18 protein-coding genes and 1 pseudogene are annotated in these 22713 nt (G+C 70.6%); 7 read left to right on the top strand and 12 right to left on the bottom strand.

The window, feature by feature from the left end:
* Positions 1-59: 59 nt before the first annotated feature.
* From AB0H84_RS22425 to AB0H84_RS22440, 4 genes are all read right to left on the bottom strand, one after another.
* Positions 60-1529 (bottom strand): NAD(P)-binding protein, encoded by a 1470-nt coding sequence (locus AB0H84_RS22425; RefSeq protein ID WP_357607179.1) that lies wholly within the window; start codon positions 1527-1529, stop codon positions 60-62.
* Between the two features lie 3 nt (positions 1530-1532).
* Entirely contained in the window at positions 1533-2132 is a 600-nt protein-coding gene (locus AB0H84_RS22430) for a nitroreductase family protein (RefSeq protein ID WP_357607182.1), read from the bottom strand.
* Positions 2133-2134: 2 nt separating this feature from the next.
* Complete coding sequence (asnB, locus tag AB0H84_RS22435; protein WP_357607186.1) at positions 2135-3994, bottom strand: asparagine synthase (glutamine-hydrolyzing); 1860 nt, start codon at positions 3992-3994, stop codon at positions 2135-2137.
* Between the two features lie 85 nt (positions 3995-4079).
* Positions 4080-4280 carry a ferredoxin gene (locus AB0H84_RS22440; protein WP_344986208.1) on the bottom strand — a complete coding sequence of 67 codons (201 nt, stop codon included), beginning with the start codon at positions 4278-4280 and terminating at the stop codon, positions 4080-4082.
* 146 nt (positions 4281-4426) lie between these two features.
* On the opposite strand from AB0H84_RS22440, the gene AB0H84_RS22445 reads away from it, so the two are divergent.
* Both AB0H84_RS22445 and AB0H84_RS22450 read left to right on the top strand, forming a co-directional pair.
* The gene (locus tag AB0H84_RS22445; protein WP_357607189.1) at positions 4427-5440 is read left to right on the top strand and encodes a methyltransferase; all 1014 of its coding nucleotides are present in this window, start codon (positions 4427-4429) and stop codon (positions 5438-5440) included.
* A gap of 34 nt (positions 5441-5474) precedes the next feature.
* Complete coding sequence (locus AB0H84_RS22450; RefSeq protein ID WP_357607191.1) at positions 5475-6938, top strand: peptide MFS transporter; 1464 nt, start codon at positions 5475-5477, stop codon at positions 6936-6938.
* A 107-nt stretch (positions 6939-7045) separates the two neighbouring features.
* On the opposite strand, the gene AB0H84_RS22455 is transcribed toward AB0H84_RS22450, so the two are convergent.
* From AB0H84_RS22455 to AB0H84_RS22465, 3 genes are read right to left on the bottom strand one after another with little or no spacing between them, the layout of a single operon-like run.
* Positions 7046-8059: a methyltransferase gene (locus tag AB0H84_RS22455; RefSeq protein ID WP_357607194.1), complete on the bottom strand. Its 1014-nt coding sequence runs from the start codon at positions 8057-8059 to the stop codon at positions 7046-7048.
* A gap of 12 nt (positions 8060-8071) precedes the next feature.
* Positions 8072-9280, bottom strand: a complete 1209-nt coding sequence (locus tag AB0H84_RS22460; RefSeq protein ID WP_357607197.1) for an FAD-dependent monooxygenase — start codon at positions 9278-9280, stop codon at positions 8072-8074.
* Positions 9280-10134, bottom strand: a complete 855-nt coding sequence (locus tag AB0H84_RS22465) for an LLM class flavin-dependent oxidoreductase (protein WP_357607200.1) — start codon at positions 10132-10134, stop codon at positions 9280-9282. Before AB0H84_RS22465 ends, AB0H84_RS22460 begins: the two co-directional genes overlap by 1 nt.
* A 164-nt stretch (positions 10135-10298) precedes the next feature.
* Between AB0H84_RS22465 and AB0H84_RS22470 the strand changes: the two genes are divergently transcribed.
* The gene (locus tag AB0H84_RS22470) at positions 10299-11300 is read left to right on the top strand and encodes an LLM class flavin-dependent oxidoreductase (protein ID WP_357607202.1); all 1002 of its coding nucleotides are present in this window, start codon (positions 10299-10301) and stop codon (positions 11298-11300) included.
* 61 nt (positions 11301-11361) lie between these two features.
* Here the strand turns inward: AB0H84_RS22470 and AB0H84_RS22475 are convergent, their stop codons facing one another.
* From AB0H84_RS22475 to AB0H84_RS22485, 3 genes are read right to left on the bottom strand one after another with little or no spacing between them, the layout of a single operon-like run.
* Entirely contained in the window at positions 11362-12780 is a 1419-nt protein-coding gene (locus AB0H84_RS22475) for an NAD(P)/FAD-dependent oxidoreductase (RefSeq protein ID WP_357607205.1), read from the bottom strand.
* A 45-nt stretch (positions 12781-12825) separates the two neighbouring features.
* The gene (locus AB0H84_RS22480; protein ID WP_357607208.1) at positions 12826-13422 is read right to left on the bottom strand and encodes a class I SAM-dependent methyltransferase; all 597 of its coding nucleotides are present in this window, start codon (positions 13420-13422) and stop codon (positions 12826-12828) included.
* An 8-nt stretch (positions 13423-13430) separates the two neighbouring features.
* Entirely contained in the window at positions 13431-14657 is a 1227-nt protein-coding gene (locus tag AB0H84_RS22485; protein ID WP_357607210.1) for an FAD-dependent monooxygenase, read from the bottom strand.
* A gap of 227 nt (positions 14658-14884) precedes the next feature.
* Here AB0H84_RS22485 and AB0H84_RS22490 point away from each other — a divergent pair, with 227 nt between their 5' ends.
* Entirely contained in the window at positions 14885-15478 is a 594-nt protein-coding gene (locus AB0H84_RS22490) for a PadR family transcriptional regulator (RefSeq protein ID WP_357607214.1), read from the top strand.
* A complete protein-coding gene (locus AB0H84_RS22495; protein WP_357607217.1) occupies positions 15475-16686 on the top strand; it encodes an FAD-dependent monooxygenase in 1212 nt (403 codons plus the stop codon). Before AB0H84_RS22490 ends, AB0H84_RS22495 begins: the two co-directional genes overlap by 4 nt.
* A gap of 70 nt (positions 16687-16756) precedes the next feature.
* Here the strand turns inward: AB0H84_RS22495 and AB0H84_RS22500 are convergent, their stop codons facing one another.
* Both AB0H84_RS22500 and AB0H84_RS22505 read right to left on the bottom strand, forming a co-directional pair.
* Positions 16757-17455, bottom strand: coding sequence for a 4'-phosphopantetheinyl transferase superfamily protein (locus AB0H84_RS22500; RefSeq protein ID WP_357607219.1), 699 nt, complete (start codon positions 17453-17455; stop codon positions 16757-16759).
* Positions 17452-18306 (bottom strand): metallophosphoesterase, encoded by an 855-nt coding sequence (locus AB0H84_RS22505; protein WP_357607222.1) that lies wholly within the window; start codon positions 18304-18306, stop codon positions 17452-17454. The genes AB0H84_RS22500 and AB0H84_RS22505 overlap by 4 nt, the downstream gene beginning before the upstream one ends.
* Positions 18307-18528: 222 nt before the next feature.
* Here AB0H84_RS22505 and AB0H84_RS22510 point away from each other — a divergent pair.
* A pseudogene (locus tag AB0H84_RS22510) lies at positions 18529-19857 on the top strand (2-isopropylmalate synthase); the annotation flags it as partial.
* A 26-nt stretch (positions 19858-19883) separates the two neighbouring features.
* Positions 19884-22595: an AAA family ATPase gene (locus tag AB0H84_RS22515; RefSeq protein ID WP_357607225.1), complete on the top strand. Its 2712-nt coding sequence runs from the start codon at positions 19884-19886 to the stop codon at positions 22593-22595.
* The last annotated feature ends 118 nt before the right edge of the window (positions 22596-22713 follow it).

A 22713-nucleotide genomic window follows, 5' to 3' on the forward strand; every position in this document is an offset into this window, starting at 1 on the left:
GGCGCACCGCGTACGTACGCGGTGCGCCACCCCTTTCGCGCTGCCGGCCGAGGAGAGACTCACACGTGCGAACCCTCCAGGCGAGCCCGGTCCTCGCCGCGGGCGTCGGCCGTCAGGACGATCTCCCGGAGCTCCTCTCTGCCCGGCCCCAGCTCCACGGCGGGCGCGGCCGCGAGCTGCCGCAGGTTCTCCCTGGCCCGCAGGACGATCTCGGGATTGTTGATCACGGCGTCGGCCGGCCCCGCCAGATTGATCCGGCGGCAGAAGGCCCGGGAGAGCTCCACGTCGGTGAGTATCCCCGCGGCCACGCCCTCGGCGATGAGCCGCTGCCGCTCCATCTCGGCGCGGTCGTCCTCGGGCACCTCCTGACCGGTGATGCGGTAGATGCGGGCCCGGTCCATCGCCGCCGACTCGCGGTAGACGGCGTCGGCCTCGGTGGCGGTGGCGGCGTCGTAGGCGAGCGCCATGGCCACCGGGTCGCCGGCGTGCGCGGCCACCGCCTCGGCCGCGGCGAAGGCGTAGGTGAGCGCCATCGACGCGCCCCAGCCGTAGGCCGGGTTGGTGGTGCACAACGCGTCCCCGACAGCCAGCAGCCCCGTCACGACCGGCCGCCCGCCCGCGACGAACCGCCGGCGTACGTTGTGATGCCCGCCCATGATCTGGACGCCGTCCAGCGGGGTGGCGTTCGCCGGGTCGATCCACGGCGCCAGCGCCGGGATGCTGCGCGCCGCGGCCTCCCAGGTCCACGTGTTGCGCAGCGGCTGCAGGTTCTCGCTGGGGTGGACCTCGAGGCAGAGGCCGAACGTGTCGTGGTCGCCGGGGAAGCCGATGTACATGAGGCTTTCGAGCTCGCCCCGGACGAGCATGGCGTTCTTCGGCAGGGTGCAGCCAGGAGTGAAACGGTAGTAGCGGCTGAAGTAGACGGTCTGGCAGTCCTGGGTGTCGGCCGGCACGTCGGCGCCGGCGGCGGCCAGCCAGCGGGACACCCGCGAGCGCCCGCCGCCGCAGTCGAGCACCACGTCCGCCGCCAGTTCCTGCCCGTCGGCCAGGCGTACCCCGGTCACCCGGGGCGGCCCCGGCTCCTCCGGTGCGAAGAGCAGCCCGCCCACGACCTCCGGGCAGCGGAAGGTGATGCCGGGCTCGGCCTCGGCGCAGCGCCGCAGCGCCAGCTCGAAGGCGGACCGGCGCGCCCACACGACGGTGAACTCCTCGTCGGAGGGCTCCCAGAGCTCCGGCGGGACGAAGGTCTTGAAGACGTTGACCTCCTCGATGCCGTCGGCCCTGAGCTGGTCGAGGACCTCGGGCGCGTGCGCCGCCAGCAGCGTGCGCGCCCGCGCGGAGAAGCCGTGCGGCAGCCGGAACTGCGGGACGCCGCGGCGCTTCCACGCCAGGAAGGGATCCAGCCCCGGGTCGGCGGGCGGCGGCGGGTCGCGCTCGATCAGCGTGACCGGGTAGCCCTGCCGTACCAGCCCGATGGCGGCCGCCAGGCCGGCGATGCCGCCCCCGAGGACGGCGATGCGCGGTTTCACCACTCACACCCGCCATTCGATGAGCTGGTCGTTGGGCAGGCGGGTCGCGGCGTTGGGCGGCACGGGCAGCACGCGGTCATGGTCCGGGTGGCCGACGGTGATCACGCCGGCCAGGGCGAGGTCGTCCGGCAAGGCGACCACCTGCGCCAGCTCGTCCAGCTCGTCGGTGTAGACGGAGCTGAAGAAGCCGGTCGCGAGCCCCTCGTTGAGCGCGGCCAGCTGCAGCAGCATGAAGAGCGCGCCGCAGTCGAACCACCAGAACGGCACGGGCCAGGGAATCTCGCTGTAACCCGGCCTGACCTCCTCCGCGCCGCCGTAGCGCTCGTGGTACGACCGCTCCCGCGTGCACAGGTAGATGTGCACCGGCGCCGAGGCGATCCACCGGGGGAAGCCCAGGTCGACGTAGCGTCCCTCGGCGATGTCGGCGGCCTGCTGCCGGAGCTTGGGATCGGTCACGACGACGAGCCGGTGCCCCTGGCTGAAACCCGCGCTGGGCGCCCGCCGCAGCGCCTGCAGGATGCGCTGCAGCACCTCGTCGGCCACGGGCAGGTCCTTGTAGCTGCGCATCATCTGGCGCTTGCGCAGCACGTCGGCGAAGTCCATCGTCAGATCTCCAGCTCTACGTTGTACTGCCTCATCCAGGTGTTGAACTGCAACGTCATCTCGATGTGCATCCTGCTGATCCACTCGTTGGCGCGCTCGGACGGCTCCTCGACCGTGCGCCGGATCGCGTCGAGGTCGAGCAGCGGGAGGGCCGGCGACGAGGGATCGTTGATCAGGGCGGTCAGCTCGCCGTGCAGCATCCGCGTGTAGGCCGGGTCCTGCGTGACGGGCCACGGGCTCTTCTTGCGGTCCAGCACGGAGGCGGGCACGAGATCGCGTACGGCCGCGCGCAGGATGCTCTTCTCCCTGCCGTCGAAGGTCTTGAAGCTCCACGGCGTGTTGTACATGTACTCGACCAGCCGGTGGTCGGCGTACGGGACGCGGAGCTCGAGACCGTGCGCCATGGAGAGGCGGTCGTCCCGATCGAGCAGCATGGGCAGCCAGCGGGTCAGGGTGACGTAGCCGAGCGAGCGCATCTGCCGCTCCTCGGCGTCCTCGCCCTCCTGGTGCGGCACCTCGGCCAGCGCCTGGCTGTAGCCGTCGGCGTAGAAGGTCTCCATCTCGAGCTTGCGCATCAGGCCCTGGTCGAACAGGCCCCGGCCCTGGCCGCGCGGCGAGCCCGGCTGGCGGAGCTCGTTGGCCGTCCAGGGGAAGGTGCCGGCGTTCAGCAGCTCGGGGACGTACATCCAGTTGTAGCCGCCGAAGATCTCGTCGGCCACCTCGCCCGCCAGCGCCACCGTGGAGTGCGTCTTGATCTCACGGGAGGTCAGGTAGTTGGAGGTGTCCATGTCGCCCAGCGTGGTCGGCATGTCCTGGGCCAGCAGCACCTCCAGCCGGGTCCGCGGGTCCATCAGGTCGCGGGTGTTCAGCATGATCCTGACGTGGTCGGAGCTGATGTGCCGCGCCATCTCGGCCGCGTACGGCTCGTCCGGCGAGAAGCGGACGTCGTCCGGCCGGAAGTTCTGCGCGTACGCGTCGAACGTGGTCACGAACGTGCGCACCCGCTCGCCGTCGAGCTTCCACCGCCACTTGGCCGCGATCGCCGTGATGGCGCTGGAGTCCAGGCCGCCGGAGAGCGCCGTGCAGAGCGGGACGTCCGCCTCCAGCTCGCGCAGGACGATGTCCTCGAGCAGCTCGCGGACGTGGCCGATGGTCTCCTTGATGTCGTCGTCGTGCGGCCGTGCCTCCAGCGCCCAGTACGTCCGGTCCACCACGCCGTCGCGGCCGACGGTCAGCGAGTGGCCCGGCAGCACCGCCCGCATGTCGCGGAAGACGGAGCGGCCCGGGGTCTTGGCGGTGGCGAAGAGCTCGCGCAGCCCGTCGAGGGTCACGGCGGGCCGCACCAGCGGGTTGGCCAGCAGCGACTTGGGCTCGGAACCGAACAGGAGCCCGTCCGGGAGCCTGGTGTAGAAGAGGGGCTTGACGCCGAGCCGGTCACGGACCAGGAACAGCTCCTCCCGGCGCACGTCCCAGATCGCGAAGGCGAAGATGCCCTCGAGACGCTTGGCGCAGTCGCTCCCCCACTCGAGGTAGGAGCGCAGGACGACCTCGGTGTCGCTGCGCGTGCGGAACTCGTGTCCCCGCGCCCGCAGCTCCGTCCGCAGCTGCTTGAAGTTGTAGACCTCGCCGTTGTAGACGATCACGGCGATGGTGCTGCCGTTCTCCTCGACGGCCAGCGGCTGCGCGCCGCCGGCCACGTCGATGATCGCCGTACGCGTGTGCCCGAGCCCGACGTGGCCACGCAGCCACAGGCCCCGGTCGTCAACGCCTCGTTTGGCCAGCGCGTCGGTCATCGCCTGCAACGTCGCCCGCTCGGGCGTCAGGTCTCGTCCGAAGTCCGCCCAGCCGGCGATACCGCACATCCACATCTCCTTCGGTTGGTCGGCAAGCTTCGTCCCAGCATGTGACCGCCGAGTCCAGCCGACCTCGACGACCGCTCGACCGGGCTCAGGCGGGCACGTCCCGGATGTGGATCGACCGGGTCGGGCAGCCGCGGGCCGCGTGGCGTACGGCGTCGTGCAGCTCGCCCGACGGGTTCGGGTCCAGCACCTCGACCAGGCCGTCCTCGTCCTGGTCGAAGACCTCGGGGACGCCGTAGACGCACAGGCTGGCCACCGCGCACGTGTCCTTCGTCGCGCTCACATGCATCGCACTCACCCGTTTCGGTAGGGAGAGCCTCACTGTGCGCGGCCCGGTTCGCGGGCGGCTCGAGGGGCCGTCTTCGAGTGAGGTTCCACGGCGCTGCGGCATGGTCGCTGTGACCCAGAGCGCTATGGATGGAAGGAGGCCGGCCGATGACGCCCAGCGCACCCGGCTCCGTGCACGACATTCTCCGGCTCGGCAACGCATTCTGTGAGGCCCAGGCGCTGCTCACGGCGGTGGAGCTCAACGTCTTCACCGTGCTGGACGACGGCCCGGCGGCCGAGCCCGGCCTCGCCCGCCTGCTCGGCCTGCACGGCCGCGGGCTGCGTGACTTCCTGCGGCTGCTGGTCGCGCTCGGCCTGCTCCTGGAGGAGGACGGCCGCTACCGCAACGCCGAGGTCGCGGAGCTCCACCTCGTCGAGGGCAGGCCCGGGTACGTCGGCGGCGCGCTCCTCGGCGCCAAGACGAACCTCTATCCGCTCTGGGGGGAGCTCACCGAGACGCTGCGCACCGGCCGGCCGCGATCGGCCGCCGACGGCTTCGCCGCCATGTTGAACGACCCCGCGGAGCTGCGGCGGTACACCCGCATGATGGACGGCGCCCTGCAGCCGCTCGTGCCGGGCATCGTCAAGGCCGTCGACTGGTCGGCCCACCGGAGCGTCCTGGACGTCGGCGGGTGCCGGGGCGACCTGGTGGGGCAGCTCGTCCGGTGTCACCCGGGGCTGACCGGGCACGTCTTCGACCTGCCGCAGATGGAGCCGCTGTTCGACGAGCACATGGCCGAGCTCGGCACCACCGGCAGGGTCCGCTTCCATTCCGGGGACTTCTTCGCCGACCCGCTGCCCTGTGCCGATGTGCTGATCCTCGGTCACATCCTGCACAACTGGTCGCGGGAGCGCCGGGAGCAGCTGATCCGCGCCGCGTTCAAGGCGGTCAACCCCGGCGGCGTGCTGCTGGTGCACGACCGGATGATCGACGCCGCGGACCCGACCGTCGACAACCTCGTGACCAGTCTGGTGATGGCCCTGGTCACCGAGGAGGGCGAGGAGTACGCCATCGACGAGCTCGTCGAGCTCGCCGCGTCGGCGGGCTTCGCCACCGTGAGCCGGCAGCCGCTCGACCACAACGAGACCCTGGTGATGTGCCGCCACTCAGGTCGTCCTTGAGCCTGGCTCGAACCCCTGGACCGACGCTCGGAGCATGACATCCCCATCCTGGTCCAGACGTTCGTTCCGCACCCTCTTCATGAGCGACCTGTGGGAGCGCTTCGGCTTCTACGGCATGCTCGCCATCCTGGTCCTCTACTGCAGCGCCCCCGCCGCCGGCGGTGGCCTCGGGCTGGCGCCGACCGACTCCGCGGCGCTGGTCGGCGTCTACCTCGGCCTGACCTTCATGCTCTCCCTGCTCGGCGGCTGGGTGGGCGACCGGATCCTCGGCCCGCACGCCGCGACGCTGTACGGCGCCGTCATCGTGGCGGCCGGCTACTTCGTGCTCGCCGCCCCCACGACCGCGCTCACCGGCGTCGGGCTGCTGCTGGTGGCGTCGGGCACGGCGATCTACAAGCCGAACCTCACCACCATGCTCAACCTGCACTACGAACGCGTCCGCAGCGAGCGCGAGGCGGCCATCTCCATCTTCTACGTAGGCATCCAGGTGAGCGCCCTGCTGGCCCCGCTGGTCACCGGCTACCTGGGCGAGCGCGTCGACTGGCACGCCGGCTTCGCCGCGGCCGGGGTGACCTCCGTCGCCTGCGCGCTGACGTACTGGCGCGGCAGCCGCCGCTTCGACACGGCCGGCAAGCTCACCGTCAACCGGGCCAGCGGGCAGGAGCTGCGGCGCTTCGGCGTGCGCGCGGCCGTCCCGGCGCTCTTCCTGCTGGCGGCCGCGGTGGGGCTGGTGCCGGTCGGGCTCACCATCGCCATCTGCGGGCTCGGCATCATCGTGGTGCCGTTCCTCTCCTTCTGGCTGCTCCGCCGCCACCCCGACCTCACCGCGGGCGACCGTCGGCGCCTGACCGTCTTCCTCTGGCCGCTCTGCGGCTCGGCACTGTTCTGGCTGATCGCCGGGCAGGACGGCTCGATCCTGAACCTCTTCGCCCAGCAGTCCACCGACCGCGAGATCTTCGGCTTCGTCGTGCCGGCGAGCTGGCTCCAGTCGGCGACGCCGCTGTTCATCCTGCTGGCCGCGCCGCTGCTGGCGCGGTACTTCAAGCGCCACGGGCAGTACGTCAACGTGGCGGTGAAGTTCTCGGTCGGGCTCGTCATCGTCGGGTTCAGCTTCATGATCATGGCGGGGGCGGCCTGGCTGGCGGCGTCGGGCGAGAAGACCTCACCCCTCTGGCTGGTCTCCATCTACCTCCTGCACGCCCTCGGCGAGCTGATCATCGCGGCGGTCGGCATCAGCGCCGCCTTCGAGGTCGCTCCCCCGGCCTTCCGCGCCCGGATGATCGGCCTGTGGTGGCTGTTCTCCGCGCTCGGCGCCGGCCTGGCCAGCCAGGTGGTACGGGTGACCGCGGTCATCCCGCAGTCGGTCTACTTCCTGGTCATCGCCGTGATCGTCACGGGCTTCGGTCTCGCGGTGGCGTACCGGCGTGACCGGATCGCGGCGGGCATCGTCCGTCCGGTCGAGACCGGCGAGCCGACGGCATCCGCAGTCCTCCACTGAGAAACCCACAAGGCCGGTGACGGTTCATCCGTCACCGGCCTTGTCGTGCGGTGGGTCGTGCGGTGGGGTCATGCGGTGGGTCGTGCGGTGGGTCGTGCGGTGGGAGCTCAGCTCGCCTTGCGGGCGATCACGAGCGTGTCGTCGTCACCGAGCAGGCGCACCTCGACGGAGGCGAACCCGGCCGCCTCCGCGTGGCTGCGCAGCTCGCCCACGGTGTACTCCGACCCGCCGTCGGTGACCAGCAGCATGTCCAGGCTGATCACCAAGTTCTCGATCCGGCTGGACTTGCGGTCGAGCATGCGGTCGTAGACCACGAGCACGCCCCCGGGGTTGACGGCCCGGTACGCCTTCTCCACCAGGAACTTGCGCTGCTCGGCCGACCAGTCGTGCAGGACGTGCCCCATGACCACGATGTCGGCGCTGGGCAGCGGGTCGTTGAAGAAGCTGCCCCCGTGGAAGGTCACCTTGCCGGTGAGCCCCTGCGCGGCGGCCAGCTCCTCGGCGAAGGGCGCCATCTGCGGCAGGTCGAACACCGCGCCGGCGAGGTGCGAATGGGCCTTGACGATCTGCGAGACCAGGGCGCCGCGGCAGCCGCCGACGTCCAGCACGGAGTCGTAGTCACCCCAGCCGTCGTAGGCCTCGATCAGCTGCGGGCCGAGCGTGCGCGTCAGCGCGTCCATCGAGTTGATGAACTGGCCGAGGATCTTCGGGTTCTCGACCACCTCGTCGAAGTGGCTGCCGGTCTGCGACTCCCCGGTGCGCAGCGCTTCGGAGAGCCGGCCCCAGGCCGGGTAGAGGTTGCGGTTGGACCTCTCGATGAACCCGCCGATGTACGGCTCCGTGCCGCGCACCAGGTACTGGTCGGCGCCCGCGCTGTTGCGGTAACGGCCGTCCTCTCGCTCCAGCAGGTTCAGCTCGACCAGCAGGTCGAGCCAGTCGGACAGGCCCCGGCCGTGCAGGCCGAGGCGCTCGCGGATCTCCTCGGCGGAGGCCTCCACGCCCTGCAACTCGGTGAACAGGCCGAGCTCCACGGCGGTCATCAGCGCCTTCGCGTCACAGAAGGAGTTGGCCAGCCGGATGATCCCGGAAGGCTTGCTGGTGTCCACGGCTGTAGTCGTCACTTATGCATCTCCCTAGGCTTCTGGTTCGACATCGATCTTCCGCATGGACCATTTGGCGATCTTCAGCGACATCTCGATCGCTTCGGTCGCGTACCGCACCATCTCGGCCTGATAGCCGGCCGCCGCGTCCTCCAGCGACACCTCGCCCCGCGCCACGGCCGCCAGGGCCCGGCTGAGGACGCTCGCGTCGCGTAGCGCGGTGTTCGCCCCGACGCCGCCGGTCGGCGGCATCGTGTGCACGGCGTCTCCGAGGGGGATGACCCTGCCCTCACCCCAGGGCTCGACGGGCACCGTCGCCTTCAGCGTCAGCGGATAGGTCTCCGCCGCCTCGGCGTGCGCGAACACGCCGCGAAGGTCCGGATGCCACTCGGCGGTCCGCTCGAGCACCAGCTCGCGCAGCTGCTCGCCGGTCATCGAGAGGAACTCGGTGTCGGGTATCCCCAGCACGTCGCGGTGCACGCTGAAGACCGACATGTAGTAGTCCTCGGCCGGGTCCATCTCCACTTCCGGCCACAGCCGCCCGGCCGCCTCGCGCGGCGTGTCGCGGAAGACCATGGGCATCAGCGCGAGGCGGAGCCCGTTGGCGCCGGTGACGTTGACGAACCGGTCGCGCAGCACCTCCGGCAGGCCGGCCTTGATGGCGGCGGCCCTCGGCGTACGGGAGAGGATCGCGCGGACGCCGAGGTCGAGGTGGCGGAAGTCCGGCCGCAACTGCCTGCGCACCTGCGAGCCCGCGCCGTCGGCCGCCACCAGGACGTCGCCGGTCACCGAGCCGCCGTCGGCGAAGTGCGCCACGACCTGGTCGCCCACCTGCTCGAAGCGGGTGAAGCGCCGGTCGAAGTGCACCCCGTCGAGACCCGCCAGCAGGACGCGCCGCAGCGTCATGCGGTCCACCGCGTCGATCTTGTCGGGCGCGTCGCCGCGCGCGTCGCCGAACTCGGGGGCCCACTGCGGGTTCAGCTGCTCGTCGTAGGCGGCCAGGCCCAGCTCGTGCCGCAGGTTCGCGGTCGCGGCGAGCAGGTCCTGCGCGCGACGGGGCAGGCAGTCCCGCAGCGCGCTCTCCCCTTCCGGGCTGATCCGCAGCCGGTAGCCCTGCATCCGCCCGCGGGGCGACGCGTCCCGCTCATAGACGTGGACATCGTCGACACCGGCCTGTTTCAGCCCTTGAGCGAGGCAGAGCCCGCCGATGCCGCCGCCGATGATGATGATCCGTAGCGGCATCACAGCACCACGTCGGCGATCCGGTCGAGGTGGTCCGGATCGGCCGTGCACGAGAGGATCAGCAGCTCGTCGCAGCCGTTGGCCGCGTAGGCGGCGGCCGCGTCCTTGAGCACGCTCTCGTCCGTGATGGCGCCCTTGGCGAGATGCTCGGCCATGGTGCCCATGTAGGCGTAGTAGCTGAGCATGTGCTCGGTGGCCCGCTCCTTGCCGTCGGGGCCGAGGGACACGTAGCAGTTGGTGCCCATTCTCGGCGTGCCGGTGCGGCCCTCCTCGTCCCAGAGCTCCTTGAACCTGGCCACCAGGTCGGGGAACTTCTGCGGCGGGCCGCCGGGCGAGATCCAGCCGATGCCGTACTTCGCCGCGCGGCGCAGGCCCGCGGGCGAGTGGCCGCCGGCCCAGAACGGGATGTCCCCGTTGACGGGACGGGGACCGACGCCCGGGACCGGGCCCTCGCCCTTCCACACCTCCCTGAGCTCCTCGATCATCGCGTCCAGCCGCCGGCCACGGGTGTGGTAGTCGGTGCCCGTCGCGACGTAGTCGTCCTCGCGCATGCCGGCGGAGACGCCGACGATGAGGCGGCCCCCGGACAGGCGGTCCAGGCTGGCAAGCTGCTTGGCCAGCTCCACGGCGCTCGGCCGGTAGGCGGCCAGCAGGATCGCCGTCACGAGCTTGATCCGCTCGGTCACCGCCGCCGCGGCGGAGAGTGTGACGATGCCGTCGTAGTTGTCGTAGACCATCCGATCGACCACCGTCAGGCTGCTGAATCCGAGGCGCTCGGCGCGGCGCGCGAACTCGATCAGCTGGCTGCCGTCAGCGCCGGGGATGGTGGTCGGAAGGCAGACTCCGATATCCATGAACGCTCCTCTGTGCTTGCCTGGCTACCGGCGTGCACAAGTCTCCGAGCGGTCGTTGGGGGCGCGGTCGAGCCTGGGTCGATACGCCTGTCCGGCGCGTTCGACGGCGCGTCGAGTTCGCCTGGCTATTTTCGGCTTCCGAGCCGAACGTCGAAAGGTATGCCATGAAGCTGGGCGCGATCATCGAGTGGACGGACGACCTCGCCGTATTTCGCGATGTGGTTCGCCTCACCGACGAGCTCGGATATGACGTCATCGGGGTCGGTGACACCCCGGCCCGCGCCTACGAGCTGTTCGTGTCGCTCGCCGTGGCGGCGCAGGAGAGCAGGAACGCGACCCTGACGACCATGGTCACCACGCCGTTCCTGCGCCATCCGGTCGCCACCGCCACCGCGATCTCCACCCTGTACGAGCTGACGGGCGGCCGGGTCCACCTCTCGCTGGGCAACGGCGGCAGCACCAGGCGCGTCGTCGGGCGCTCCCCCGTGGGCTCGCCGCGCCAGCTCTTCGACTACCTGCGGGCGGTGCGGGAGATCCTCAACGGCGGGACGGCGGAGGTCGACGGCTTCACCACCGAGGCGCTCACGCGGGTGCACCCGATGCCGATCCACGTGGCCGCCGACTACCCGCAGAGCCTGCGCCTGGCGGGCGAGACGGCCGACGGCGTGATCACCACGGTCGGGATGTCGGCCGAGCACGTGGAGCGGAAGATCGCCATGATCCGGGCCGGCGCCGAGCAGGCCGGCCGCGACCCGGACGCGATCGAGATCTGGGGCTTCAGCTTCATGTCCGTCCGCGACACCCACGAGGAGGCGGTCGCCGAGATCGCCGCGGCCCTGGCCTCCGACGTCGCCCTGCGCCTGAAGGCGCCGCACATGCGCAAGCTCGTCCCGCCCGGCCTGCTGGGCGCCGTGGAGGAGATGGAGCGCCGCTACGACGTCTGGGACTTCGTCCACGGGGGCAAGAACGCGCGCCTGCTGGAGGAGCTGGGGCTCACCGACTTCGCCCTCTCGCTGACGGGGGTGGCGGGGACCGTCGCGGAGGTGGCCGAGCAGCTGAAGGCGCTGGAGTCCGTGGGCGTCACGGGGATGCTCGCGGCGCTGCCCGTACTGGCCGACCCGGCGACGACGCTGCGCGGGCTCCGCAAGGCGGCCGATTCGCACTGACCGCACGTCAGAACCGGCCCCCACCCGGGAGGTGGGGGCCGGTTCTCGTCGTGCTGCCCGCTCAGCCGACGGCGTCGAGCTCCTGCGCCGGCTGGCTCGGACGCAGGCCGAGCCGGGGCTGGGTGACCAGGTAGAGCCCGCCGACGGCGTTGGCCGGGTCGAACGGCGACTGCTTGACTTCGTGCACCCGGTTGAGGTTGTTCAGCGGGTTGGGGTCGCCGCTCTCGGCCCCCTGCAGGTGGGCCTGGACCAGCTTGTACGCCTGCTCCGCGTCGTTGAGGTCGGCGATGCCGGTGACGATGCGGTCGAACGCGGCCTGCACCTCCAGGTGGTCGCGCTCGCCGGAGGTCAGCCGCTGCGCGTTGAAGAAGTGGTGCTCCTTGCCCCGGTAGCTCTCGTAGAACACCGAGACCAGCACGAGCAGCCGCTGGTAGGCGTGGTGGTAGACGTGGGAGTAGAACTGCCCCGCGTCCGCCTCCTCGACCTCGCCGCGCAGCACGCTGGACAGGCTCGCCGCGGCGAGCATCGCGCTGTAGGTGGCCAGGTGCACGCCGGTGGAGAGCAGCGGGTCGAGGAAGCAGGCGGCGTCACCGGCCAGCAGGTATCCGGGACCGGCGAAGTTCTCGGTGACGTAGGAGTAGTCCTGCTCGACCTTCATCGGGGACACCTGCTCGGCGCCCTCCAGCATGGCGAGCACGGCCGGGCACTTGGCCAGCGCCTCGTCGTAGACCGCCTGGACGTCGCCGTCCAGCCGGTTGCGGCTGTCCCTGAACAGGTCGCGCCCGGTGACCAGGCCGACGCTCAACGTCCCGTCGTGCAGCGGGATGGCCCAGAACCAGCCGTCCTCGATGGAGCACACCGCGATGGCGCCCTTGGGGCCCTTGTCGAGCGGCTTGGCGTTCTTCCAGTACGTCCACGCCGCGACGTTCTTGAACACCTCGTGCATCCGGCGGCTCTTGAGGTGCCGGGTGGCCAGCACGCCGGCGCGGCCCGAGGCGTCGATGACGTGGCCGAACTCGATGCGTCCCGCCTTGCTCGGGTCCTTGGTCTCGTACCAGGTGGCCGCGACCGCGCGGTCGCCGTCGAACTCGATGTCCCGCACGCTCACGCCCTCGTGCACCTCGACACCGAGCTCGCGGGCGTGGTCGAGGAGGATCTGGTCGAACTCGCTCCGTACGACCTGCCACGCGTTGGGGGTCTCGTCCCCCATGTTGCTGAATCTCACCTCCCACTCCTCCGGGCCCCAGACGAAGAAGGCACCGCCCTTGGGCTGGAAGCCGTGGGCCTCCACCTTGTCCCAGACGCCCAGCAGCTCGAAGATGGGGCGGCAGGAGGGCAGGATCGACTCGCCGATGTGATAGCGGGGGAAGCGGTCACGTTCCAGGAGGGTCACCTGGAAGCCCTCGCGGGCCAGTAACCCGGCCGCCGTCGAGCCGGCCGGGCCGCCCCCAATGATCAGAACCTGGGTTGATTCGCGCATGGCTGGATCCTTCCTTCCTCGGGTTGAAGGTCGCTCGTGCCCCGGTCAAGGGCGACGGCGCAGCAGGAAGCAGGCTGAGCCGCTGCCGGGGACCGGGGCAGCGAGCCGGCGGATGGTGAAATCTTCCTCATACAGCTCCCGTTCCTCTCCCGGCCGGAGCCGGCCGGGATATCGCATGCGCTCCCATCGCCACCAGGGGATGTCGTTGTAGAAGCACCACATGAGGACGAGCCCGCCCGGGCGCGTCCACTCCGCCACGTGCGCCGCGACCGCCCCGCGTTTCGCGGGGGCCACGTCGTCGAGCGACCCGTAGTCCACGATCAGGTCGTACGGCCCCGCCACGCCCTCCACCCGTGGCGCGGTGAAGTCGGCCCTGACGAGGTTCACCGCCACGCCGGCGCCGGCGGCCGCGCGCCGCGCCTTGGCCAGCGCCGCGGGAGAGAAGTCCACCCCGGTGGTCTCGAACCCCTGCCTGGCGAGGAAGACCGACTGCGTGCCGTCGCCGCAGCCGAGGTCCAGCGCGCGGCCGGGGGCCGCGATCTCGCCGCCGGCCAGCAGCTCGGCGAGCTCCGGTCGAGGCTCGCTGGTCTCCCAGGGTGCCCCGACGCGATACATGAAGTCGTAGCTTCTCCGGCCTGCCATGCCCCACCTCATCTCGTCCTGGCGCCCGACAGCCGGGCGGCGTCCGGATCGACCGGCTCGTCCCAGTCGATCCGGTAGCGGTGCTGGTAGCCGAACGTCCGCTCCGGGCGCAGGACCGTTCGCAGCCCCAAGGGCAGCAGCAGGCTCATGAGCCCGCCCGCGACCGGTCCGAGCAGCTTGCTGCCGTTGGTTCTCGCGGCCTGCGCGATGACCCGCTCGACCCTGGGGCGGCGCAGGCGCTCGTAGGCCGCGAACGCGCTCGGGAGGTCGGGCAGGTCGCGCAGGCAGCGCGCGAGCTGGACGGCGCTCTCGATCGCCAGCGAGGCGCCCTGGCCCGAGCTGGGCGAGGGCGCGTGCACGGAGTCGCCGACGAGCACCATCCGCCCCCGGTGCCAGCGCGGCACGGTCGGCATGATCTCGACCGTGCCCAGCACGATCAGACTGCCGGGCCTGGTGTGCCGGATCAGGTCGCCGGCGGGCACGTCGCCCGCGTAGACCTCGCCCAGCCGCCGCAGCCACTCGGCCGCCGGCACCCGGCGGGCCTCGGCGGCGGTCATCGGCTCCGCGTGGGGAAGGTTGGCGAACCAGCCGGTCCTGCCGTCGGGCTGCAGCCAGTAGCCGAGGAACGCCCGCCTGCCGAAGGCCATCCAGAGCTCGTCCGTACGGGCGGGGACCGCGTGCTCCGCCAGGCCGTCGAAGTTCAGCAGCGGAACGTGGCGCGGTCCGGGGGCGCCGGGGTCGATGAGCGTGCGGACCGTGGAGCGGATGCCGTCGGCGCCGATCAGGACGTCCCCACTGGCGGTGCTGCCGTCGGCGAACCTCGCCGTGATGCCGCCCGGGGTCTCCTCGGCGCCGACGAGGCGCTTGCCGTACACGATCCTGACGCCGTTCGCCGTGGCGTGGTCGTGCAGCGGGCCGTAGAGGTCGCTGCGCCACATGGTCTGGCTGGCTTCGAGGCCCGGCAGGCCGGGCAGCTCGCCCAGCCGCTTCCCGCGGCCGCTCGCCACGATCATGCTTCTGGTCGGCTGGCCGACCTTGCGCACCGTGGCGTCCGCGCCGGTGATGCCCAGCGCGGCGAAGCCGTTCGGCGCGATCGTCAGCACGCTCCCGACTCCCTCGGCGGGCCCCGCGTACGCCTCGTAGACGGTCGCCTCGATGCCCGCCCTGCGCAGCGCCAGCGCCAGCACCGGCCCGGCGATGCCGCCTCCGATGACCAGCGCGCTGCCTGTCGCCATCGTCCAGCCTCCCGAACGCTTGGGTCGATCCGGTGGCGAAACGCTAGGCGGCGCAGCTCAACGGCCGCTGGAGCCCGCCTTCGAGGCAGCCACGAGCGCGCCCGGCTAGAACCGGAGAGGTCCGGCCGGTACGTCGTAATAGTTGGTATCACTTAGTTGGTGTTGACTATATAGAGCTGACTAGTGCATCCTGAGTAAGTACCAAAGGGAGTGTGGATGGGACAGTGATGAAGCAACGCAAGGTGACCAACCCGCTGGCGCTGGCGGTGCTTGCCGAGCTGATGGTCGAGCCCATGCACCCCTACGAAATCGGACGGCGCCTCAAAGGACACGACACCGACCAGTCCATCAAATACAATCAGGGCTCGCTCTACATGGTCGTCAAGCAACTGACCAAGGCAGGCTTCATCGCTTCCCAGGAGACAGTGCGCGACACGTTGCGACCTGAGCGCACCGTCTACGCCCTCACCGAAAAGGGCAGGCACGAGCTGTTCGATTGGCTGAGCGACCTGGTCGCGCAGCCGGTCAACGACTATCCCCAGTTCGGGGTGGCGTTGTCGCTCATGAGCGTCCTGCCGCCCGCCGAGTCGGTCCGGCTGCTCACCCAGCGGCTGGAACGCCTCACCACTCAAGCCGAGCAGATCCGTCAGAGCAGGCAGAGCGCCGGCAACGACGGGGTCCTGTGGGTGTTCTTGATCGACGACGACTTCCGGCTCGCCCTGCTGGAAGCCGAGCGTCAGTTCGTCACTGAGCTCATCGAGTCATTCAAGCAGCCGGCCTACATGCGGGCATGGCAGGAAACCTTAGGGAGCCAGACATGACTTCAGTTCGGAAAGCGCTGGTCATCGGTGGCGGCGTCGCGGGGCCCGCGGCAGCCATGGCGTTACAGAAGGCCGGCATTGAGTCCGTGGTCTACGAGGCGTACGCCACCCCGGCCGACGACGTCGGCGTCTTCCTCACCGTCGCCACCAACGGCATCGACGCGCTGCGCACGATCGGCGCGGACAAGGATGTGGTGGCCGCCGGTTTCCCGACCCCGAAGATCACCCTGCGCAACAGCGCCGGGAAGAACCTGGGCGGCACCAACACCGGCGCCCGCCTGGCCGACGGCACCACCAGCCACACCGTCCGCCGTGCCGACCTCTACCGCATCCTGCAGAACGAGGCCGTCCAGCGGGGCATCCGCATCGAGGGCGGCAAGCGCCTGGTCAGCGCCGAGCAGACCGCCGACGGCGTGCGGGCGATCTTCGAGGACGGCACCGAGGCCACCGGCGACATCATCATCGGCGCCGACGGCATCGACTCCACCGTACGCAAGATCATCGACCCCAACGCGCCCGCCCCCCACTACACCGGCCTGATCAACCTCGGCGGCTACACCGACGGCGTCCCGGTCGACACCGAGTCGTGCAGCTACAGCATGATGTTCGGCAAGCGGGCCTTCTTCGGCTACGCCGTCCTGCCCAGCCGCGAGGTGTGGTGGTACGCGAGCCTGCCGCACCACAACGAGCCCAAGAAGGGCGAGCTCGACGCCACGGACGGGCCGGGCTGGCAGCGCAAGCTGATCAGCTTCTTCGAGCACGACTCCGGCCCCGCGGTCGACCTCATCAGGGCCACCCGCAACCCCGAGAACCTGCGTGCCACGCCCACCCGTTCCGTGCCCAACCTGCCGACCTGGCACAACGACCGCATGGTCATCATCGGGGACGCCGCCCACGCCCCCACCCCCACCTCCGGGCAGGGCGCCTCGCTCTCCATCGAGGACGCCGTGGTCCTGGCCCAGTGCCTGCGCGACCTGCCCACCTCGAAGCAGGCGTTCGCCACCTTCGAGAAGCTCCGCCGGCCGCGGGTCGAGGCCATCATCAAGGTCGCCAGCAGCATCAACAACAACAAGGCCCCCGGCGCCGTCGGCGCGGCGATCAGGGACGCGTTCATGCCGATCGTCATGAAGCTGACGGCCAACAGCAAGTTCATGATGTCGCAGTACGACTACCACATCGAGTGGGACGAGGTCGTCAGGGCCGCCTAGGCCCGGAGAATGCGCGACGCCCGGCTGGTCCTCCCAGCCGGGCGTTCACGTGTGCCCGCTCGACGGATGATCAGCTGGCCACAGCCATCAGGCCCTGGCGGGCCGGGGTGTAGATGGAGGACGGCATCACTATCGCGGTCAGGATGAGCCCGTCCCCGGCCAGCCAGCGCCCGGAGAAGCCGGTCAGCCGGTGCCGGTTCAGCAGCGGGCCGGGCACCTGCAGCCGCGCCTCGAACGTGCCGCCCGGACGGATGTCGACCAGCGCGTCGTGGAAGCCCAGCCACCGGCGCGCCAAGGGGAACCACGCCTTGTAGACCGACTCTTTGGTGCAGAACAGCAGCCGGTCCCAGCAGACGTCGGGACGCTGCTCGCCCAGCTCGCGCACCATCCGCTCCTCCTGCGGCAGCGCGATCGCCTGGAGCACGCCCATCGGCAGCTCCTTGTTGGGCTCGGCGTCGATGCCGATGGCGGCCGCCTCGACCTGCGTGGCGACGACCACGCCCCGGTAGCCCGTGCAGTGGGTGACGCTGCCGATGAGCCCTCTGGGCCACAGCGGCTCGCCGCTCTGTCCTGACAGGATCGGCGTCGGCTGCCGGCCGAGCATCCGGATGGCCCGCCTGGCGCAGATCCTGGCGGTGGTGAACTCCTTGCGCCGCTTGCCCACCGCCTTGCTGATCATCGCCTCCTCCTCCGGGAAGAGACTGCCTTCCAGCTCGTCCTCGGTGGTGTCGGACGACACGACGTACGGGGGCAGGATGGACTCGATCATGCCGGTTCCTCCGCGGGGAGCACCGATCTGAGCACGGTGCCGGACCTGGTCCACTGGAGCCATTCGCGGGGGTAGCCGAGGGAGACCTCCTCGAACCGCACCCCGTCGCTCCAGCTCGTTCTCGGTATGTGCAGGTGGCCGTAGACGGCGCACCGGACGTCGAAGCGGCGGTGCCAGTCGTGGGTCCGCTCCGTCCCGCACCACATGGCGAACTCCGGGTGGCGCAGCACCAGCGTGGGCTCGCGGATCAGCGGGTAGTGGCTGACCAGCACCGTCGGGATGGCCGGGTCGCGCTCGGCCAGCCTGCGCTCGGTCTGTTCCACCCGGGCGCCGCACCACGCGTCCCTGGTCGGATAGGGATCGCAGTGGAGATAGAGCTCGTCGGTGCACACGACACCGGCTCTTCTCGCCCAGTCCAGCGCGTCCTGCCGCAGGACCTCGGGTGGCCGGAAGCTGTAGTCGTAGAGCAGGAAGAGCGGGGCGATGGTGACGGGGCCGCCGGGCCCCGTCCAGACGGGATAGGGATCCTCCGGGGTGACCACGCCGATGCGCCGGCACATCTCGACGAGATAGCGGTAACGCTCCTCGCCCCGGAGCTGGACGGGGTCGCCGCCGAGCGTCCAGAGCTCGTGGTTGCCCGGCGTCCAGACGACCGTGGCGAAGCGTTCCTTGAGGAGGCTCAGCGCCCATTCGATGTCAGGGGTGAGCTCGGCGACGTCGCCTGCGACCACCAGCCAGTCGTCGTCGGACTGCGGCCGGAGGGACTCCAGGACCTGGCGATTGCGGGGATGGGACACGTGCAGATCGCTTATCCCCCAAAGCCGTCCGGGGTTCTTCCTGACCTTGATCATATTTTTACGATAAGGTCCGCTATTTCGCGCCAAAAGTCCCGCGACCCAGGTCTAGGGTGCGTGCCCCCTCACCAGGGGGATTAGGGGTTCCCGCGGCGAGCGGCCCTGAGGGAAATAGTCACCCGAAGCCGGGCGAATAGTCGCGTACCTCACTCTGGACATCGGTAGGGGCCACGTATTTCGGGCCCCAGCGAAAGCTCAACACCCGAGGAGGGACTGCCGTTGAACAGAACCACAAAGGCGGTCCGGCGCTACAACGCTCCCACACCGATGCCGCTCCCCGACCGCCGGTGGCCGGACAACACCGTCACCTCGGCGCCACGCTGGCTCTCGACCGACCTGCGCGACGGCAACCAGTCGCTGGCCAGCCCGATGGACCCGGCGCGCAAGCTCAAGATGTTCGACCTCCTGGTAGGGATGGGCTACAAGGAGATCGAAGCCGGCTTCCCGGTGGCCAGCCAGGACGACCACGCGTTCGTCCGTCACCTCATCGAGAACGACCTGATCCCCGACGACGTACGGATCTCCGTGCTCGTCCAGGCGCGGGACGAGCTCATCAGGAGGACGACGGAGAGCCTGGCGGGAGCGCGGCGGGCCACGATCCACCTCTACAACGCCACCTCACCGATGTTCCGGCGGCTGGTCTTCGGCATGACCAGGGACGAGTGCAAGGACCTCGCCGTCCAGGGCACCCGCCTTCTGATGAAATATGCGGACAAGTTGCTGGGTAACTGCGATCTCGGCTACGAATACTCGCCCGAGCTGTTCAACGACACCGAGCCGGACTTCGCCCTCGAGGTCTGCGAGGCCGTCATGGACGTCTGGCAGCCGGGCCCCGGCCGGGAGAGCATCGTCAACCTGCCCACCACGGTCGAGCGGACGACCCCGAACGTCTTCGCCGACCAGATCGAGTGGTTCAGCCGCAACCTGTCCAGGCGCGAGCACGTCTGCCTGTCCGTCCACCCGCACAACGACCGCGGCACCGGGGTCGCATCGGCCGAACTGGCGCTCCTCGCGGGGGCTCAGCGCATCGAGGGCTGCCTGTTCGGCAACGGGGAGCGGGCGGGCAACGTCGACCTGGTCACGCTCGGCATGAATCTGTTCAGCCACGGCATCGACCCAGGGGTCGACTTCTCCGACATCGACGCCGTCCGCCGCACCGTGGAAGAGTGCAACGGCATCGCCGTGCACCCACGCCACCCCTACGGGGGCGAACTCGTCTACACCGCCTTCTCCGGCTCCCACCAGGACGCCATCAACAAGGGCTTCGACGCGCTCCAGCGCGAGGCCGAGCGCTCCGGCGCGGCCGCCCGCGACCTGCCCTGGTCCATGCCGTACCTGCCCGTCGACCCGGCGGACGTGGGCCGCTCCTACGAGCCCGTAATACGGATCAACAGCCAGTCGGGCAAGGGCGGCATCGCCTACGTCATGCGAGCCCATTACGGCGTGCGCCTGCCCCGCCAGGTGCAGATCGCGTTCGCGCGGATGGTCCAGCGGCAGGCGGACGGCGAGGGCACGGAGATCGCTCCGAACCGGATACGAGAACTGTACGAGTGTCTGCCAGGGGGAGATCGGAAATGGACCTGATCGAGCGCGACGAAGCGCTCACGACGTTGGAGGGCCTGCTCGCGAACATACTCTCGGGCCGGGGATGCGTCGCCGTGGTCGGCGGCACCGTCGCGACGGGCAAGAGCAGGCTGCTCGACACGTTCGCTCAGGGGACCGCCCAGCGCGGCGCGCTGTCCATCTCGGCGTCGGGCTCCCCCGTGGAGCAGGACCTGCCGCTGGGGGTGCTGGGCCAGCTCATCCATGAGGCGCCGCTGATGGAGGAGGAGCGCGCCAGGGCGATGGCCCTGCTGCGGGAGGGCGCGCAGAGCGACCTCGGCTCCGACCGGCTCGGCCAGCCGCACGCCCAGGTCGTGCACGCGCTCTGCACGGTGCTCATCGAGCTGTCCGAGCGCTACCCGCTGGTGATCGTGGTGGACGACGCCCACTACGCCGACCGGCTCTCCCTGCTCTGCCTGGCGTACCTGTCCCGGCGCGTGCGGCTCGCCCGGATCATGATGGTCCTCAGCCACTCCGACACCGCGTGGGAGTCGGGCGCGTTCTCGGGCGCGCAGCTGTTCTCCGGGCCCCGCTGCCACACCGTCCAGCTGCATCCCCTCTCCCGTGCCGGCGTGCTCTCCCTGGTCGCCGCGCGGGTGGGGGCGGAGGAGGCCGAGCGGTACGCCGAGGAGTGGCACGCCTACAGCGCCGGCAACCCGCTGCTGCTGCAGGCCCTGCTGGAGGAGTGTTCGGAGGGCAGGCCCGTCCCCGGCCACCGGTACGGCCAGGCCGTGCTGGAGTGCCTGCACCGCGGCGAGCCCGAGCTGCTCGGCGTGGCGCGCGGGCTGGCCGTGCTCGGCCAGGCGGACTCCCTCGACCGGCTGCTCGGCATCGAGCGCACCCGGCTCGACAAGGCGCTCCGCTCCCTGGCCATGGCCGGTGTGCTCGGCTCCGGCGGCTTCCCGCACGAGGCGGCCCGGCTCGCGGTGCTGGCGGAGCTGGACCCGGCGGACAGCATGGACCTGCACCGGCGCGCCGCCAGGCTCTGCCACGACGACGGCGCCCCCACCGAGGTGGTCGCCGACCACCTCCTTCACGCCGGTCCGCCCGATGACGCCTGGGTCGTACCCGTGCTCGCCGACGCGGCGGCGAGCGCGCTGCGGCAAGGCCGCGTCAAGCCCGCCATCGAATACCTGCGGCTGGCCTGGCACACCGCCTGCGACGAGCGGGAGCGCACGCGGCTGGCCATCCTGCTCATGCGCGCCGAGTGGCGGATCAACCCGGCGGCGCCGGCCAGACGCCTGACCGACCTGTTCGAGACGATGCAGCGGGGCTGGCTCGACGGGAGCGACGCCGTGGTGCTGGCCAAGGCGCTGCTCTGGCACGGCAAGCTGGACGACGCCAAGGAGGTCTTCGACCACCTGGCCGAATCCGGCGGCGCCCATGGCCCGGAGACGACGATGGAGCTGGCCATCGCCGGCTCGTGGCTGCGCTCCACGTACCCCTCGATGCATGCCCCGCTGGGCGAGACGCAGCCGCGCACCACGCTGGCCCCGCTGGCGGCCATCCACCGCTTCGAGTCCACCGCCGCCCTCACCGAGGTGATCGTCAACGGGCCGCGGGCCGAGGCGATCGCGACCGCCGAGCGGATCCTGCGCGTGAGCCACCTCGACGAGATGTCGATGGACACGGTGGAGAGCGCGCTGCTCACGCTCACCTACGGCGGGCGCCCCGAGCAGGCCGCGCCCCTGTGCGAGCTCTTCCTCGCGGAGGCCTCGGCCAGGCAGGCCCCGAGCCGGATGGCCAGGCTCGCCGCCATCAGGGCCGAGATCGCGATCCGCCAGGGCGACCTGCGTACGGCGGTGCACCAGGCGGGCACCGGCCTGGAGCTCATCCCGGTCAGCGGCTGGGGCGTGACGGTAGGAGGCCCGCTGGGCAGCCTCGTCATCGCCCACACCGCGATGGGCCACTACGAGAGCGCCCACGACCTGCTCGACCAGCCCATGCTCGACGCCATGTTCGAGACCAGATACGGCCTGCACTACCTGTACGCCAGGGGCCGCTACAGCCTGGCCGTCGGCGACGTCGTCTCGGCGCTCGACGACTTCCAGCGCTGCGGCGAGCTGATGGGTCAGTGGAACGTGAACGCGCCGGACCTCTTCCCCTGGCGGGCCGACGCCGCCGAGGCCCTGCTGCGGCTGGGCCGGCCGGACCAGGCCCGGCACCTCATCGAGGAGCAGCTGGTGCGCTTCGGCTCGTCCTCGATGCGCATCCAGGGGATCTCCATGCGCCTGTTCGCCGCGACCAGCGAGATGCGGCACCGCCCCAACCTGCTCAGGAGGTCGGTCGACCTGCTGCAGTCCAGCGGTGACGACTACGAGCTGGCCCGGTCGCTGTTCGACCTGGCGGAGGCGTACGGCAAGCTCGGCGAGCGCAGGCGCGCCGGAATGATCCTGGTACGGGCCCGGACGGTGGCGAACGAGTGCGGCGGCGCGTTCGACACCGCGTCCCCGGCGGCGGAGGAGGCCGACACTCCGGCGGCGCGGGAGTCGGGCGAGGTGGTGACCGTGCTGAGCGAGGCCGAGCGGCGGGTCGCGGCGCTGGCGGCCGCCGGGCACACCAACCGGGAGATCGCCGGCCAGCTGTATCTCACCGTCAGCACGGTCGAGCAGCACCTGACCCGCACCTACCGCAAGCTCAACATCGGCGGCCGGAGCGACCTGCCTGCGTCTCTCGCCTTCTAGTGGTCCGGTAGGGGTGCCGCGTCGCGGAACCCGTGTGTTCCTCTGGGATGTGCACAAACCTGACAACAGGTGAGGGGAACGCATGCTGGAGCGGGAAGACACCGGGATCATTGATTCG

The sequence above is a fragment of the Nonomuraea sp. NPDC050786 genome (assembly GCF_040654115.1).
Lineage (GTDB): Bacteria > Actinomycetota > Actinomycetes > Streptosporangiales > Streptosporangiaceae > Nonomuraea.

Coding starts and splice junctions, on each gene's coding strand:
- AB0H84_RS22430 (WP_357607182.1), bottom strand. CDS start 2,132: ATGGACTTCGCCGACGTGCTGCGCAAGCGCCAGATGATGCGCAGCTAC.
- asnB (WP_357607186.1), bottom strand. CDS start 3,994: ATGTGCGGTATCGCCGGCTGGGCGGACTTCGGACGAGACCTGACGCCC.
- AB0H84_RS22440 (WP_344986208.1), bottom strand. CDS start 4,280: ATGCATGTGAGCGCGACGAAGGACACGTGCGCGGTGGCCAGCCTGTGC.
- AB0H84_RS22445 (WP_357607189.1), top strand. CDS start 4,427: ATGACGCCCAGCGCACCCGGCTCCGTGCACGACATTCTCCGGCTCGGC.
- AB0H84_RS22450 (WP_357607191.1), top strand. CDS start 5,475: ATGACATCCCCATCCTGGTCCAGACGTTCGTTCCGCACCCTCTTCATG.
- AB0H84_RS22460 (WP_357607197.1), bottom strand. CDS start 9,280: ATGCCGCTACGGATCATCATCATCGGCGGCGGCATCGGCGGGCTCTGC.
- AB0H84_RS22465 (WP_357607200.1), bottom strand. CDS start 10,134: ATGGATATCGGAGTCTGCCTTCCGACCACCATCCCCGGCGCTGACGGC.
- AB0H84_RS22470 (WP_357607202.1), top strand. CDS start 10,299: ATGAAGCTGGGCGCGATCATCGAGTGGACGGACGACCTCGCCGTATTT.
- AB0H84_RS22475 (WP_357607205.1), bottom strand. CDS start 12,780: ATGCGCGAATCAACCCAGGTTCTGATCATTGGGGGCGGCCCGGCCGGC.
- AB0H84_RS22480 (WP_357607208.1), bottom strand. CDS start 13,422: ATGGCAGGCCGGAGAAGCTACGACTTCATGTATCGCGTCGGGGCACCC.
- AB0H84_RS22485 (WP_357607210.1), bottom strand. CDS start 14,657: ATGGCGACAGGCAGCGCGCTGGTCATCGGAGGCGGCATCGCCGGGCCG.
- AB0H84_RS22490 (WP_357607214.1), top strand. CDS start 14,885: ATGAAGCAACGCAAGGTGACCAACCCGCTGGCGCTGGCGGTGCTTGCC.
- AB0H84_RS22495 (WP_357607217.1), top strand. CDS start 15,475: ATGACTTCAGTTCGGAAAGCGCTGGTCATCGGTGGCGGCGTCGCGGGG.
- AB0H84_RS22500 (WP_357607219.1), bottom strand. CDS start 17,455: ATGATCGAGTCCATCCTGCCCCCGTACGTCGTGTCGTCCGACACCACC.
- AB0H84_RS22505 (WP_357607222.1), bottom strand. CDS start 18,306: ATGATCAAGGTCAGGAAGAACCCCGGACGGCTTTGGGGGATAAGCGAT.
- AB0H84_RS22515 (WP_357607225.1), top strand. CDS start 19,884: ATGGACCTGATCGAGCGCGACGAAGCGCTCACGACGTTGGAGGGCCTG.